General features: G+C 40.3%; 11 protein-coding genes and 3 tRNA genes. 9 read left to right on the top strand and 5 right to left on the bottom strand.

The window, feature by feature from the left end:
- Positions 1 to 39: 39 nt before the first annotated feature.
- From NYR17_RS00585 to NYR17_RS00560, 6 genes are all read left to right on the top strand, one after another.
- On the top strand, positions 40 to 1,095 hold the full coding sequence (locus NYR17_RS00585; RefSeq protein ID WP_302505594.1) for an EpsG family protein: 1,056 nt from the start codon (positions 40 to 42) through the stop codon (positions 1,093 to 1,095).
- A gap of 9 nt (positions 1,096 to 1,104) precedes the next feature.
- Positions 1,105 to 2,226 carry a glycosyltransferase family 4 protein gene (locus NYR17_RS00580; protein WP_302505593.1) on the top strand — a complete coding sequence of 374 codons (1,122 nt, stop codon included), beginning with the start codon at positions 1,105 to 1,107 and terminating at the stop codon, positions 2,224 to 2,226.
- A 26-nt stretch (positions 2,227 to 2,252) separates the two neighbouring features.
- Positions 2,253 to 3,143 (top strand): polysaccharide biosynthesis/export family protein, encoded by an 891-nt coding sequence (locus NYR17_RS00575; protein WP_302505592.1) that lies wholly within the window; start codon positions 2,253 to 2,255, stop codon positions 3,141 to 3,143.
- Between the two features lie 6 nt (positions 3,144 to 3,149).
- The gene (locus tag NYR17_RS00570) at positions 3,150 to 5,669 is read left to right on the top strand and encodes an exopolysaccharide transport family protein (RefSeq protein WP_302505591.1); all 2,520 of its coding nucleotides are present in this window, start codon (positions 3,150 to 3,152) and stop codon (positions 5,667 to 5,669) included.
- Between the two features lie 95 nt (positions 5,670 to 5,764).
- Entirely contained in the window at positions 5,765 to 8,356 is a 2,592-nt protein-coding gene (gene mutS / locus NYR17_RS00565; protein ID WP_302505590.1) for a DNA mismatch repair protein MutS, read from the top strand.
- Between the two features lie 16 nt (positions 8,357 to 8,372).
- Positions 8,373 to 8,762, top strand: a complete 390-nt coding sequence (locus tag NYR17_RS00560; RefSeq protein ID WP_302505589.1) for a DUF2809 domain-containing protein — start codon at positions 8,373 to 8,375, stop codon at positions 8,760 to 8,762.
- A 6-nt stretch (positions 8,763 to 8,768) separates the two neighbouring features.
- Here NYR17_RS00560 and rodA read toward each other — a convergent pair whose 3' ends face one another.
- The 5 genes from rodA to NYR17_RS00535 are packed head-to-tail and all read right to left on the bottom strand — an operon-like array spanning position 8,769 to position 14,436.
- A complete protein-coding gene (gene rodA, locus NYR17_RS00555; RefSeq protein ID WP_302505588.1) occupies positions 8,769 to 10,016 on the bottom strand; it encodes a rod shape-determining protein RodA in 1,248 nt (415 codons plus the stop codon).
- Entirely contained in the window at positions 10,009 to 12,042 is a 2,034-nt protein-coding gene (locus tag NYR17_RS00550; protein WP_302505587.1) for a peptidoglycan D,D-transpeptidase FtsI family protein, read from the bottom strand. Before NYR17_RS00550 ends, rodA begins: the two co-directional genes overlap by 8 nt.
- Positions 12,039 to 12,548 carry a rod shape-determining protein MreD gene (locus NYR17_RS00545; protein WP_302505586.1) on the bottom strand — a complete coding sequence of 170 codons (510 nt, stop codon included), beginning with the start codon at positions 12,546 to 12,548 and terminating at the stop codon, positions 12,039 to 12,041. Before NYR17_RS00545 ends, NYR17_RS00550 begins: the two co-directional genes overlap by 4 nt.
- Positions 12,538 to 13,392 carry a rod shape-determining protein MreC gene (gene mreC / locus NYR17_RS00540; protein ID WP_302505585.1) on the bottom strand — a complete coding sequence of 285 codons (855 nt, stop codon included), beginning with the start codon at positions 13,390 to 13,392 and terminating at the stop codon, positions 12,538 to 12,540. Before mreC ends, NYR17_RS00545 begins: the two co-directional genes overlap by 11 nt.
- Positions 13,393 to 13,410: 18 nt before the next feature.
- Positions 13,411 to 14,436 carry a rod shape-determining protein gene (locus NYR17_RS00535; protein ID WP_302505584.1) on the bottom strand — a complete coding sequence of 342 codons (1,026 nt, stop codon included), beginning with the start codon at positions 14,434 to 14,436 and terminating at the stop codon, positions 13,411 to 13,413.
- A 395-nt stretch (positions 14,437 to 14,831) separates the two neighbouring features.
- Here NYR17_RS00535 and NYR17_RS00530 point away from each other — a divergent pair.
- From NYR17_RS00530 to NYR17_RS00520, 3 genes are all read left to right on the top strand, one after another.
- Positions 14,832 to 14,913 (top strand) — tRNA-Leu (locus tag NYR17_RS00530).
- Between the two features lie 9 nt (positions 14,914 to 14,922).
- Positions 14,923 to 14,995, top strand: a tRNA-Gly gene (locus tag NYR17_RS00525).
- Between the two features lie 8 nt (positions 14,996 to 15,003).
- Positions 15,004 to 15,087, top strand: a tRNA-Leu gene (locus tag NYR17_RS00520).
- The last annotated feature ends 130 nt before the right edge of the window (positions 15,088 to 15,217 follow it).

Below are 15,217 nucleotides of genomic sequence, written 5' to 3'. Positions count from 1 at the left end.
TTTACGGCACTTACGGTGGTTCTTATATTTTTTAGCTTTATGGAAGTTAATCATTATAAGAATTATAAATCGGTATGGTGGGTAGTCATAGTGATGGTTCTTTTGATGGGATTAAGAGAATGGGTAGGTGCAGATTATGGACCATATGTAAAAATGTATGAATATTTTGGAATTAATACGCCCTATTCTACTTTATTTAACAAAGCGGCTTTTGGTAGTGAGAATTTGGATGTAGAGTGGCTTTATGTTTTAATAGGTAAAGTTTGTTTTGATTTAGGACTTCCGTTTTTCATATTCACATTGATTATTGCAATATTTTCAATAATTCCTAAATATTTCACTTTTGAAAATGCGGTGGTTTATCCTTCTTTAAGTATACTACTTTATCTATTTCCTTCATATTTTTCTGCAGATGGTGGGCATATGAGGCAGGCGGTCTCTATGGCGATTCTCATATTTTCTTTTTATTTTATCAAAAAAAGGAAATTGCCTATGTTTCTTCTGATGATTTATTTAGCTATGGGTTTTCATAAATCTGCTGCTATTTTTGTATTCGCTTATTGGTTGGCTATTATACCGATGAATAGAACGAGAATAATTCTGGTTTTAGTTATTAGTATTTTGTTATCGCCATTCCAGATTTATCAGTATTTTTCTATTTTTGATACTTTGGCACCAGCTGAAGTTTATGAAGGATTTTCGGCATATCAGACTATTGAAGCGGATACAGGTAAAATAGGCTTAACGGATTTAATTAGTTTGATGTATGCCTATTTTCTTCTTACATATGATAAAGAGGCTTGTGCTAAAATACCTTATTATGAATATATGCGAAATATAGGATTGGTTGGTATCTGTTTGTATTTTATCTTTAGAGGAAGCCCAATTTTTTCATCAAGATTAGCGATGAACTATATGATTTACATGGTAATGGTTTTACCGAATATTGTGGCTTCGGTAGTTAATTTGAGGCATAAAAAATATTTGCATATGGTGTTAATATGCTATGTTATATTCTATTATTTTGTGTATGCTAGTATGCAAGCGGGTAGAGCAGGATACACAACAGAACGATATATGAATTATCTTTGGTAAAAATAAATTATGGAGTATATAGATTTTTTGGATAATTATTTAGGGATTCCTTTTTTTTACATCAAGTTGCTGGCGGCATTTTTGTTGTCATTAGGGCTGTCGTTCTATACGATTCCTGTGATTTTAAAAATTTCTAAAAGAAAAAACTTGATGGATGAGCCAGGAATTAGAAGTTCTCATATCCATAAAATACCGAATCTAGGTGGTATCGCGTTGTTTTATGCCCTTGCGATCTGCACGCCTATGTTTTCTTATGAGTTATTTGATCGCTACCGATTTTTATTTCCTGCCTTAGTGATTTTACTCTATATAGGAGTGATGGATGATATTGTAGTGATGCGGGCGTATAAAAAACTTTTTGCTCAAGTTTTGGTAGCAATAATTATGGTCATCGGCTCAGATGTAAGGATTAGAAGCCTGTTTGGGCTTTTCGGTATTTATGAACTAAATTATATTCTGAGTGTTGTTTTTAGCGTAGTCACTTTTATTATTATCGTAAATGCCTTTAACCTTATTGATGGTATTGATGGGCTTTCTGGCTCCTATGCTATTATTTGTAATTTGATATTTGGGGTGAGTTATCTAAGGTTAGGGCCGTATAATTATCCGATGGTGATTTTATGTTTTATCATCATAGGTGCTTTGCTGGGTTTTTTATACTATAATTTATCCAAACGGCGGAGCAAAAAGATTTTTATGGGAGATACAGGCTCTATGATTATCGGGTTCTTATTGGCATTTACTGCCATCTATTTCATTGATCTTTTTATTGAGACGGATAGAAAAGATATGACGATGCCCTTGTACCACCTCCAAACGGCGCCTATTATTGCCTTTGCGATTCTCATTCTGCCAATGGTGGATACCCTTAATGTGATTACCATTAGGTTACTCAATAAAAAATCGCCAATGGAGGCGGATAGAAACCATATCCACCATAAAGTTTTAGATTTAGGACTGACCCACAAACGAGCCACTTTTTATATTATTATCTATTATTTAGCTATTGTTGGCGTGACTTATTTATTAAGGCATTTAAATCTTAATCTACTATTTGCAATAGTTTTAGCTATGGGCTTTTTAGGTGTTTATTTGACATTTTTACTCAATAGGATTAAACAAAAAAAATAAACTGTATTTTTGCAAAAATAATTTTTATGAAAAATTTGAAATTATATCTAACCATCATTCTCTTATCTTTAATAAGTACCTCGTGCTTAACCACTAAAGATGTACGCTATCTACAAACAAATGAGCATTTAGAGCTTAATGAGGATGGGCTTATCCCATACAGTGATCAGGTTTACTATGTTACTAAAAGTGATATGTTTAAACTCAATATTGTTACCACGCCTAAAGGAGATGCAGCACAGTTTTACTCTGTATTTAATACTTCTGGAGGTAATAATGGGGGGAGCACTTCGGGCAGTAATACAGCGACAAGTGGAGTGGGTAATAATAACGCTTCAACATCTGGTGTTAAAATCGTAGGTGGTAATGCTCAAATTTACTTTAATGGGCTAAGAATCAACTCCAAAGGGAATATAGATATTTTTGGTATTGGAGAAATTAGGGCAGAGGGCAGACGCATAGAAGATATAGAAGCCGACATCCAAGAGCGTGTCAATGAGAACTTTTTAGAAGGAAAATCTCAAGTGAGGTTAAATTTAGATGGTATTACTTATTATATATTAACTGATGTGGAAAGCGGTAGTGATTTAACAGGAGAGAAAAAATCCTATACCACAATGCTCAGTATCACCGAAGCTTTGGCTCAAAACGGAGGTTTAAATAGAACCATTGACAAAAAAAATATTGTTTTACAAAGGAAATATCCAGAGGGCATCAAGCGGGTTAAATTAGACTTGACCCGAGATGATATTATGAACTCGCCTTATTTTTGGCTTCAAAATGGGGATATGATTTATCTCAACACCCGCTCTAAAAGCTTATATGGCTTTGGCAAAGAACCTCTACAAACGCTCACCACAGGAGTTTCTTTAATCACCACGGCGCTCTCTATTTATTTGTTAATCACAAAGTTCTAACCGATTATGATTCCAGAAAAAACGAACACAGCTAAAAATAAAGAAAATCCAGCAAAAGAGCAGGATAGAGTAGGTTCATTTGACTTTTTTGATATTGGCTTTTTTATCAAAAAATTGCTGAGAAATTGGTATTGGTTTGTTATATTAGGGATTTTAGGCTCTATTATTTCAATAATTTACAAGAGATATTATGTACAATATATCTATAAATCAGATATTTCTTTAAGTATATCTAGTAATACCGCGAATTATCTGGCGCCTACCCAGCAATCTATTAACTTTATTTGGGGGCAAAGTGGCAATCAGCAAGGGCAATATCTAAGAAAACTTATTTTATCGAGAACCCATAACGAATATTTAGCGCATAAACTCCAGCTCTATATTGATTATTCCTCGGAGGGAAAACTTAAAAGCACTTTTATAGATAGAGAAGACTCTCCATTTTTCATAGAAATAGATAAAACCCACCTACAGGCTACTAACCAACCGATTAAATTTATCCCTAAAAAAGAAAATACCTATGAGGTGATCTTCCCTCAAGGATTGTCTAATAAACTCTATAATTATAAAACAGAGAGCTTTTATCTAATCCAAGAGAATGGGAATCTTAATAATAAGGAGATTAAACTCGGTGAATGGTATGAATCTCCTTATTATAAATTCAGATTAGTTAAAAATCCACAAAAGCCAGCGTTAGATTATGATAATGTTATCGTTAATCTAAAGACCATAGACCAGACGGTTAGAGAAAATGTCAGAGAGTTAGAGGTTGGTTTCGATAAAGATCTACCCACCATTATGCTCATTTCTAAAAGAGATTACAACCTTAATTCCACGGTTAACTTCCTGAACAACAGTATAAAGGAACTTATAGAAAAGCGCAAAGAAGACCAAGGAATGGTAGACCGAAACACCATTGCCTTTATCAAAAGAAATTTGGACAGTGCTAAGGTTAAGTTAGACTCTTCTTCTGCCAGCCTTAATGATGTTAAGGTGAAGGAAAACATCGTGGAAGTGGATGGCGATGTGAGCAACATCCTTGAAAAAATTAAAGATTTAGAAAAACAAAAAGCCGACTTACTCACCAAAATATCAGCCTTGAACAACATCAGAACCTCTATGAATAAAGACTTAGAGAGTATGATTAACATCAATGCAGCAGGGGTAGAAGATGGCAATTTTATGGCTTCCGTATCGGAGCTTAAGCTTCTCTTGCAAAAAAGGGAAGAGATGAAAACCATCTACACGCCACAATCTGAACCGATGAAGGAAATCAACAGGTTGATTAGAGAGGCGCGTGGTAAATCTTCGGGGACTTTGGGCAATTATTACAATGTCTACGCAGATGAAATCAACAAAATCAACCAAGAGCTGAGCAAGTACGATTCAAACCTAAAAACTTTCCCAATCAAACAACAAAAACTCATTGATGCTCAGCGGGGTTATACCATCAATGAAACCACTTATAACACGCTATTGGCAGAGCAAGCCAAAGCGGAGATGAGGTTGGCGGTTAGTCAGTCGGATATCACCGTGATAGACTGGGCGAAAAACTTAGGGCAGGGGCCTATTGGTCCTAATACCTCTATGTTTGGCGTAGCGCTTACCAGTACTTTGCTCGCCATTCCGCTCTTGATTTTGCTCATTGGGACACTTTTAGACAATAAAGTTAGAAATATCAAAGAGCTGATGTCTGCCACTAAAATTCCATTATTGGGCGTAGTAGGCAAAAACACCAATGATAATAACCTTACAGTAATAGAACAACCTAAATCCTCAGTTTCAGAAGCGTTTAGAGGGATTAGAGCTAACCTAAGCTTCTTATATAATGATGCCCAAAAAGACAAAGGCAAGGTGATATTGGTGACCTCTTCCATCAGTGGTGAGGGGAAAACTTACTCCTCTATTAACTTGGCTTCGGTGCTGGCGCTGAGTGGCAGAAAGACCATTTTATTAGGAATGGACCTTAGAAAACCTAAGATTTTCGGCGACTTTAAAATCAATAACCAATATGGTATTTCCAATTTCTTAACAGGCGAAATCCCAATGTCGCAAATCATCAACAAAACGAAAATCCCAACTTTAGATGTGGCGACTTCTGGACCTATCCCACCGAACCCATCGGAATTGTTGATGAGCGATAGAAACATCCAGTTCATTGAGCAACTTAGAGAAGACTATGATTTCATTATTATTGACTCACCGCCAGTGGGCTTGGTTGCAGACTCTTTCGAGTTGATGAAATACACCGATGCCAATATCTATGTGGTGCGTCATGAGTACACAGAAAAATATATGCTCAAAATGGTGATCGACAAGTACCACAACCACGAGATAGAGCACTTAGGGCTTCTGTATAATGATTATACGCAAGACAAAGGCTATGGATACGGCTACGGTTACGGATACGGCTATGGCTACGGTTATGGTTACGGATACGGCTATTTTGATGAAGACAAAAACTACCAAGAGCCATTGCTCATCAGGCTTAGAAACAAGCTTAGAAAAATCTTCAATAAAGATTAAACTTCACAAATCCCTTCCGAAAACGAGAAGGGATTTTTTATTTTTATAACCCATAGGGTTTTAGTATTTTTGTACTTCTAAAAGAAATCTAAACTATGGCAAAGGCAAAGAAAGAAACCCCACTAATGCAGCAATACAACAGTATAAAAGCCAAATATGCAGATGCGATATTGCTATTTAGAGTGGGCGATTTTTACGAAACCTTTGGCACCGATGCCATTAAAACCGCACAAATTCTCGGCATCGTCCTCACCAAACGAAACAACGGCGGCGATGGGCAAACCATAGAGTTGGCGGGATTTCCGCACCATTCATTAGATTCTTACCTCCCTAAATTAGTTAGGGCAGGGCTTCGCGTTGCCATTTGCGACCAGTTGGAAGATCCCAAAATGGTGAAGGGCATCGTGAAGAGAGGCGTTACAGAGCTCGTTACCCCTGGGGTGACCTTTAACGACCAAGTTCTGAACTCCAAGAAAAACAATTTCCTCTTGTCGCTACATAAGAAAAAAGAAAAATATGGTATTGCGTTGGTAGACATTTCCACAGGCGAGTTTCTGGTGGCAGAGGGCAATTTGGAGAAGTTGTATCACATCATTAACACCTTTGAGCCGAGTGAAATCATCTACCAAAGAATGCAGGAATTGCCATCAAAACTCAAAACCAAAAATGCCTTTAAGATGGAGGATTGGGCATTCCAATACCATTTTGCCTATGAGAAACTAACGCAGCACTTTAAAACCAACTCTCTAAAAGGCTTTGGCGTAGAGCAACTGCCATTGGCTATCACGGCGGCAGGTGCTATTTTCGCCTATTTGGTGGAAGATACCCACCACAATTTACTCAATCATATTACCAAAATACAAGCGATTCCTCAGGAGGATTATCTGATGATGGATCAGTTCACTTTGAGGAATTTAGAAGTGGTATTTCCCTCTCACCCTGAGGGCAAAAGCCTATTAGACATCATCGACCAAACGGCAACGCCTATGGGCGGCAGGTTGTTAAGGCGGCGGTTGATATTACCACTGAAATCCGTGAACGAAATTAACCGTCGGCTCTCTTTGGTAGAGTTTCTCAATCAGCAAGAAAACCTCCGCTACGACATTATTTCGCGCCTAAAAGGCGTCTCAGATTTAGACCGATTGATGGGCAAGTTGGCAGCAGAAAAAATAACACCGAAAGAATTAGGTTATCTAAGGCAGAGTTTAATTTACATTTCGGAGATTAAAGCACTACTCCACCAGCACCCCGAAGCTTTGGCGTGGCTCAATCCACTGAATGATTTAACCGAACTCATCCAAGACCTTCAACAGAGCCTCAATGAAGAACTGCCTGTGAGTTTAGCCAAAGGTAATGTCATCAAACAAGGCATTTCTGAAGAGTTAGACCGCCTGCGCAACCTCCAAAGTTCGGGCAAGGATTATTTAGATGAAATGTGCCAGCGCGAAATAGAACGCACGGGGATTGGCAGCCTTAAAATCAATTTTAATAATGTTTTTGGCTATTATATAGAGGTGCGAAACACGCATAAAGACAAGGTGCCTGCAGAGTGGATAAGAAAACAAACTTTGGTCAATGCCGAGCGCTACATCACGGAGGAGCTTAAAACTTACGAAGAGCAGATTTTAGGCGCCGAAGAGCGGATTGCTATTTTGGAGCAAACCCTCTACCGAGAAACTTGCCAGCGCACCTTGGTATATATTGACCAAATTCAGGAAAATGCCCAGCTGATTGCCCAGTTAGATGTGGCGGCAGGCCTGTCAGAATTGGCGATTGCTCAAAGTTACACCAAGCCTTTGCTTAATGAAGGTTTTGGCATAGATTTGAAAGAAGCCCGCCATCCGATCATAGAAAATGCCCTACCATTGGGAGAAAAATATATTCCCAATGATATTTTTTTAGACCGAGAGAGCCAGCAAATCATTATGGTAACGGGTCCCAATATGGCGGGTAAATCAGCGATATTAAGACAAACAGCGGTGGTTTGTTTATTGGCGCAGATTGGGAGTTTTGTCCCAGCCAAGCACGCAGAAATAGGCGTTTTAGACAAAATTTTTACCCGTGTGGGCGCTACTGATAACCTTTCCGCAGGAGAGTCTACTTTTATGGTGGAGATGAACGAAGCCGCCAATATTCTGAATAATATTTCGGAGCGAAGCTTTATTTTGTTAGATGAAATTGGGCGAGGCACTTCTACTTATGATGGTGTTTCCATCGCTTGGGCTATTGCGGAATACCTGCACCAGCACCCTACACAGCCCAAAACTTTGTTTGCGACCCACTACCACGAGCTCAACGAGATGGCGGTCACTTTTGAGCGTATTAAAAACTTCCATATCTCCATTAAAGAGCATAAAAATAACATCATTTTCCTTCGGAAATTGGTGCCTGGTGGCAGTGAGCACAGCTTTGGGATCCATGTGGCAAAACTCGCAGGGATGCCGGCTAAGGTGGTCAATAGAGCCAACGAAATTTTAAAAACTTTAGAAAATAGCCGAAGCCAAAATGAAGGGACTGAAGCCATCAAACGCGTTACTGAAGAGAGCCTTCAACTGTCGTTCTTCCAGTTAGATGATCCTGTGCTGGAGAGCATTAGAGATGAGTTGACCAAGATAGACATCAACACTCTAACGCCCATAGAAGCGATGATGAAACTCAACGCGATTAAAGCGATGATAGGGCAATAACGCCACTTTTTAGAAGATGAAATTCAAGTTTAATTTTAAATATGCCCTCATAGCGCTGAGTGTTTTCATTGCGGAGGTTTTAATAGCGACCGTGTTTAAGCATTGGTTCATTCTAAGGGCCTATGGCGGCGATGTTTTAGTGGTGATATTGCTCTACGCCAGTGTTAAGGCTTTTTTTGAAGTCAAAGATAACACCGCATTGGTAATCGGCATTTTGCTATTTTCATTTTTAATAGAAGGCTTGCAATACTTCCATATTGCAGAGATCCTGGGCTTTTCTCCAGGCAGTTTAGGCGCTATCGTTTTAGGAAATTCTTTCTCTTGGGCAGATTTATTGTGCTATACGCTGGGCTGTGGTATTTTGTTTCTATTACCTTATTTATCACGAACAAAAGAAAACAAGTAGTGTTTTCTATATCAAGCTGTTCTTATCGGCGTAGTTGAGTTTGAAGAAAATAGCCGTCATAATGGAGAAGGCGAGGAGAGAGCTTCCACCATAACTGAAATAAGGCAGCGGAATGCCCACCGTTGGGAACAAGCCCATGACCATTCCGATATTGATACCGAAGTGAATCAGCAAGATAGAGGCAAAGCAATAGCCAAAAATACGGTTGAAACTGTTTTTCTGTTGCTCGGAGAGGTAATAAATACGGCTGATATAGATAGCATAGAAAATAACCAAAAGAGCGCTCCCCACAAAGCCCCATTCTTCGCCCACAGTGCAGAAGATGTAGTCGGTTTCTTGCTCGGGCACAAATTTCCCTTGCGTAACAGACCCTTGCTTGTAGCCTTTGCCCCAAAGCCCACCCGAGCCAATGGCGGTTTTAGAGTAGAGCAAATTATACCCCGAGGTATCCCTAAACGCGCGTTCGCCTTTGTAGAGCACTTCTATCCGTTCTTTCTGATGTTTAGGGAATTTTTCTAAAATAGATTTTGAGAAAAAAGACATCGCGCCTAAGAGTACAAAACCCAAAGCCACTGTAATTATAGCCATAGGCGTCCACGAAATTCTTCGCCAATAGAAAAGAAAACATAGCGCTAAAACGCCCAAAACGCAGGCTGCCGTAGATAGCGGTGACCATTGCAAATTGATTTCTAAATACAACGAGGTGAGGAATACAAACGCCAAAATGCCAATAGCGCCAAAGAACCAACCCGAGAGCCCCTCGCGGTAGAGTGCCATCACAAACGCCATAAATACCAATAACGAGCCCACATCAGGAATCATCAGCACCACCACACCAGGAATGCCGATAATGGCAAAAGCGGTGATGAAAGACCGCCGATCTTTTAAATTAAAATCTGGATGAGAGGCATAGTTGGCGAGCATCAGTGCGGTTCCGATTTTGGCAAATTCCACGGGTTGCATCGTGATTCCCCCGAATTTATACCAGTTTTTTTGCCCTAAAATCTCTGTCCCGAAAGGAAAAAGCCCAATGAGAAGGAGCACTCCCAAAATATAAATGATGCCTGCTAAGTTTTCAAAAAATTTAGAACGCATCGCGAAGATGATCACCCCCACCACCAAAGAGATGATGAAGAAAATCAGTTGTTTTTTGCCCAAAGCTTCATCTACGCTACTGATGTTAAGGATAGCGAAAATACAAATGAGCAAATAAAGCCCCACGCCTATTTTATCAATGCCACTGGCTTTATTCATGGTTTTGAAGTTTTAGTTTTAGAGAATCACTTTTTACTTTAAGCCTATTCAGCGTATTTTTATCCAGATGGTTCATTCTAAGGCTATCTTGGATTTTTACAAGCGCCATAGAATCTTTGCTCGGTTCTTTATAGAGCCCTTTTCGTTTTAAGTCAGCAATCCACTGTCTGCGGTATTCAGGCATAAAGCTGGCATTGACCATTTTTTTATAAAGATGCTCGCGTTTGATTTCGCCTGTTAGGTATTTCTCTGCAATGATGGTGCAGGCAGGTCCTGCCCATGTGGCACCAAATCCAGCGTGTTCCATTACGGCAGCCACCACAATTTTTGGGTCTTCCGCAGGGGCTATCATCGTGTAGATAGAGTTGTCCTTCCCTTGGGGTACTTGGGCGGTTCCTGTTTTTGCCAATTGGGTAAAATCATTGGTTTTTAGGGAACGTCCTGTTCCTCTGAGTACTACGGCTTCCATACCTTTAAGCACGGCGTCATAGTAGCTTTTGTTTTGAACCAAAGTATAATGTTTCTTTTTGAAACGCGGATCTGGATTGGGCTTGCCATCCACAGATTTAACGATATGAGGCGTGTAGAACCAACCTTTGTTGGCAATAGCCGCAGTGAAATTAGCTAACTGAAGCGGCGTTACCATCACATCGCCTTGTCCCATACCATTGAACACGGCACCTGTAGCCAGCGGGTCCCATTTTTTAGGGTCGGCTTTGCTGCCGTTGGCTTTGTAGATGGCTGCCATTCGGTTTTCGTAATATTTCCCACTCGGGATTTTACCCTTGGCACCCACTGCCAAATCATTATTGAGGAATACCCCCAACCCAAAGCTATTCATAATTTTTTGCCATTCATCTACCCCTTTGGATGGGTCGTTAGGGTATTTGTTGACCATCGCCAAGTAGGCATAGGAAAAATAGCAATTGCTGGACACCTGTATGGCTGGAACCAACGGATCTGCACCGCCGTGACCTTTAATTCTCAAACCTCGGTAGTTGAAGCCACCACCGCACGGAAATACGGTATCTGGTGTCATCACGCCCATTTGCATCGCGGCTAAGGCGGTAACCAACTTGAAGGTGGAACCTGGTGGATAAGCGGCTTGGATGGAGCGGTCAAACATCGGCATATTGAACTGATCGGTTTGTAGGGCGTAGATTTTTTTGCTTTTCTCGCTGCCTGTAAACGCCTCGGAGGGGTCTACATCTGGACCTGATGCCAAGACTAAAATTTCCCCAGTTTTAGGGTCTAAAGCAACAATGGCGCCGCGCTTGTTCACGAGCATTTCCTCTGCGATTTTCTGCAAATCATAATCGATGGTAAGGGTGAGGTCTTTGCCCGTGACTACCTCTTTATCCAGCTCTCCGTTTTTATAAGGCCCTACATTTCTGAGTTTGATGTCTTTCTGAATATACTGAACGCCTTTCTCGCCACGGAGGTCTTTCTCGTAGGCTTTTTCAATGCCAGATTTCCCAATGATGTCGCCAGGAAGGTAGTAGGTAGAGTCTTTTTTTATGTCGTATTGGTTAACCTCGTTGGTAAAGCCGAGGAGGTTTCCAGAGGTACCCACTTCGTACTCGCGCTGCGGCCTTTTAACAATGCTGAAAGCGGGGTATTTAAAAATAATCTCCTGAATGCGCGCCATATCCTCCCGAGAGAGGTTTTTCATAAAAGTCATAGGCTGCATTTTGGAGTAATATTGGTCAGCTTTGATGGTTTTAATGCGTTGGATAAAATCAGCTTTGGAAATTCTGACCAAATTACAAAATGCCAAGGTATCAAAATCGGGTTTGAGTAGAGCTTGGGTAAAAGAAATTTCGTAGGCTGGTCTATTGCCCACCAGAATTTTGCCATTTCTATCAAAGATCACGCCCCGCTGCGGGATGATGTAGTCGGCTTTTATAGAAGTATTGGCGGCATTGAGCGCATAGCGGTCGGTAAAAAGTTGCAAATAAGAAAGCCTCGCCACAAAAATAACGGCAAGGAGTACAAGAAACGCGATAATTCTATAAAACGGTTTCAAACTTTTTGTTTGATTTTAAAAATTAACACATATAATAGTACGAATATAAAAGAAAGCCCTGTGGTGATTAAAATATGAAGGCTGATTTCTAATATTCTACTGGGTTTAAAAAACTCAATAAATTGAACCAAAAACTGGTGGATCAAAAGGCTGAAGAGGATAAAAAATAAAAACTGACTCCACTGTATGGATTGGAATGAGAAGCTGTCCGTGGCCTCGTGGTCTATAGAGGTGCGGAAAATCAGGGTGCGGAAATAAGCAATCATCGTAGTGGCAAAGGCGTTGATACCCCAAGTGCCCAATAGAGCATCTATGCCCAAGCCTAATAAAAAGCTGATGGCTAAAAATACATATTGGTTTCTATAAAAAGGGTAGAAGAGCACCAGCACAGGATAGACTACAGGCGTGTATTCTCCCGCTATGGTAATGCGGTTGAATAGGAAAATCTGTGCGGCAATTAAAATCACCGAAAATAATAGGTCAGTGAATATATTTCTACTTATCATCTCTTTTTATGGTTGTATTAAGGCTGTCCTGCACTTGTTGAAGCTCGGCTTTATGCAGATTCTGCACCACGAATACATTTTTTACATTGCCCATTTTTTGTCCTAACTCTACGCTGATGTCCCAAAAACCTGTTTTGGTATCCACTTGGTAGCCCGCAATAGTGCCCACCATAATCCCTGCGGGGAAGAGGTCGGATTTGCCATCAGTCACGATGGTATCGCCCACTTTTATCGGCACATATTTCGGAATGTCGGAAAGGTGCATAATTCGGGCATCATCACCGCGCCAAGTGAGGGTTCCAAAATAGCCAGACTTCTTTAAAGCAGCATTCACACGCATTTTGTTCACGCTTAGCACGGATTGTACCAAGGCGTAGTTTTCCATACTATTGATAACGATGCCAGCAATGCCATTAGGCGCTATAACGCCCATTTTGCCCGTAACTCCCTCCCTGCGCCCTCGGTTAATGGTGAAGTAATTATCCCGCCTGATGATGCTGTTGTTCATCACTTCGGCATCTATCATTACATATTTTTGCTGCGCATTGACAGAGTCAGAAACCTGAATTCGCTGTGGTACAGTGGCATATTCTTGACCGTAGATTTCTTGCATTAAGGCTTTGTTCTGTGCCACCAATTGCTCGTTCATTTCTTTGAGTTTGAGGTAATTAGCGCCTTCGTCTATATAGCCAGAAACCCAAGCATTAAAGGTGGCAGCCTGTCCTGCAAGGAAGGTTTGTTGCACGGCATTTCGGGTAAAGATAAGGTACAATGCCAATGTTTGTAAAGTCAAAAAAAATACAAATAAGGCATTCTTAGAAAAGAACCTTAGCAAATATCCCATAAGGTGAAGTCTAAATAATTATTTAATCAAGAAATTAAACTTATCCATATTTTTCAGCGCAATACCCGTTCCTCTTACCACGGCTCTTAATGGATCTTCGCCCACGAAAACTGGGAGTTCGGTTTTTTTGCTAATTCTATCCGCAAGTCCTCTGAGTAATGCACCGCCACCAGCTAAATAAATTCCTGTTTTGTAAATATCGGCAGCCAATTCTGGTGGTGTTCTGGATAAGGTTTCCATCACCGCATCTTCTATACGCGTGATAGATTTATCCAGAGCTCTTGCGATTTCTTTATAATTAACAATGATTTCTTTAGGTTTTCCAGTGATGAGGTCTCGCCCTTGCACAGGAATGTCGTCAATGTCTACATCAAGATCTTCTATGGCTGAGCCTACTTCTATTTTAATACGCTCTGCGGTTCTTTCGCCTACATATAAGTTGTGGTGGGTGCGGAGGTAGAACGCAATATCATTATTGAAAACATCACCAGCAATCTTCACCGATTGGTCGCAGACAATACCGCCCAAAGCCACCACGGCAATTTCGGTAGTCCCCCCACCGATGTCAATAATCATATTTCCTTCAGGTTTTTGAACATCAATGCCCACCCCAATAGCGGCAGCCATAGGTTCATAAATCAGGCGTACTTCTTTGGCGTTCACCTTCTGTGCAGAGTCTCTAACGGCTCTTTTTTCCACCTCTGTAATGCCCGAAGGAATACAAATCACAATTTTTAAAGCGGGCTGAAATAACTTCCCTTTAATCCCTGGTATTTTCTTGATAAACTCCTTGATCATATGCTCAGAAGCTTGAAAATCAGCGATAACCCCATCTTTTAGAGGGCGAATGGTTTTTATGTCTTCATGGGTTTTGCCCTGCATATGCTTCGCCTGTTCACCTACGGCTATGGGTTTCCCCGTATTCCTTTCTATAGCAACGATGGACGGCTGGTCCACAACAATTTTATTATCGTGTATAATGAGGGTATTGGCTGTACCCAAGTCTATCGCAATCTCCTGCGTAAATAAATCAAATAAACCCATTGTATTTCTCTATAATTATTTTCAATTGACAAAGATAGGAATTTAGACTTATTCTAAGGTATATCCTTTTTTAAAAAAATGTTAAAAAATGAAGATTTTTTTCTTGGGATAAGATTCAGATGGCTTTATGATTTGATTTGCAATGGGGTTGAATTTTAAAATAAGATATGCAAGAAAATTAGAATACCTGCAGTTTTTCTCTGATGAAAATATAGGTTGAGATTAAAAAACTCTTCTTTTGCCCTCTTGATTGGTCTTGATAACCACCACGGATTGAGCGTAAAAAACTTTAAGATGAAAAAAATATTAAAAAATATTTGGAGTGTATTATAAAAAGTTTATACATTTGCAACCACAAAAAAGAATAGCGGACTTAAACAAATAACATAGCCACTGCGGATGTGGTGTAATTGGTAGCCACGCCAGACTTAGGATCTGGTGCCGAGAGGCGTGGGGGTTCGAGTCCCTTCATCCGCACAATAAATTGCGAAAATAGCTCAGTTGGTAGAGCGCAACCTTGCCAAGGTTGAGGTCGCGGGTTCGAACCCCGTTTTTCGCTCATTGCTTGCCCTGGTGGTGGAACTGGTAGACACGCAGGACTTAAAATCCTGTGCCTCTTTTGGCGTGCGGGTTCAAGTCCCGCCTGGGGTACTTTAATCGCTGTTAATCGTTATGATTTTCAGCGATTTTTGTTTTTATACGCTTGAGGAATGATGCGTTTTGGGGAAAACTTAAACATTCTCATCGCACGATAATAACACGGCGTATTCTGGCAAATTTT

The organism is Riemerella columbina, assembly GCF_030517065.1.
Lineage (GTDB): Bacteria > Bacteroidota > Bacteroidia > Flavobacteriales > Weeksellaceae > Riemerella > Riemerella columbina_A.
Note: the sequence above shows the minus strand (reverse complement) of the source record. Positions and strands in the feature narration are given on the sequence as shown.

Coding starts and splice junctions, on each gene's coding strand:
- NYR17_RS00580 (WP_302505593.1), top strand. CDS start 1,105: ATGGAGTATATAGATTTTTTGGATAATTATTTAGGGATTCCTTTTTTT.
- NYR17_RS00585 (WP_302505594.1), top strand. CDS start 40: ATGGAAGTTAATCATTATAAGAATTATAAATCGGTATGGTGGGTAGTC.
- NYR17_RS00545 (WP_302505586.1), bottom strand. CDS start 12,548: ATGATAAGTAGAAATATATTCACTGACCTATTATTTTCGGTGATTTTA.
- NYR17_RS00560 (WP_302505589.1), top strand. CDS start 8,373: ATGAAATTCAAGTTTAATTTTAAATATGCCCTCATAGCGCTGAGTGTT.
- NYR17_RS00535 (WP_302505584.1), bottom strand. CDS start 14,436: ATGGGTTTATTTGATTTATTTACGCAGGAGATTGCGATAGACTTGGGT.
- mutS (WP_302505590.1), top strand. CDS start 5,765: ATGGCAAAGGCAAAGAAAGAAACCCCACTAATGCAGCAATACAACAGT.
- NYR17_RS00575 (WP_302505592.1), top strand. CDS start 2,253: ATGAAAAATTTGAAATTATATCTAACCATCATTCTCTTATCTTTAATA.
- NYR17_RS00570 (WP_302505591.1), top strand. CDS start 3,150: ATGATTCCAGAAAAAACGAACACAGCTAAAAATAAAGAAAATCCAGCA.
- mreC (WP_302505585.1), bottom strand. CDS start 13,392: ATGGGATATTTGCTAAGGTTCTTTTCTAAGAATGCCTTATTTGTATTT.
- rodA (WP_302505588.1), bottom strand. CDS start 10,016: ATGAATAAAGCCAGTGGCATTGATAAAATAGGCGTGGGGCTTTATTTG.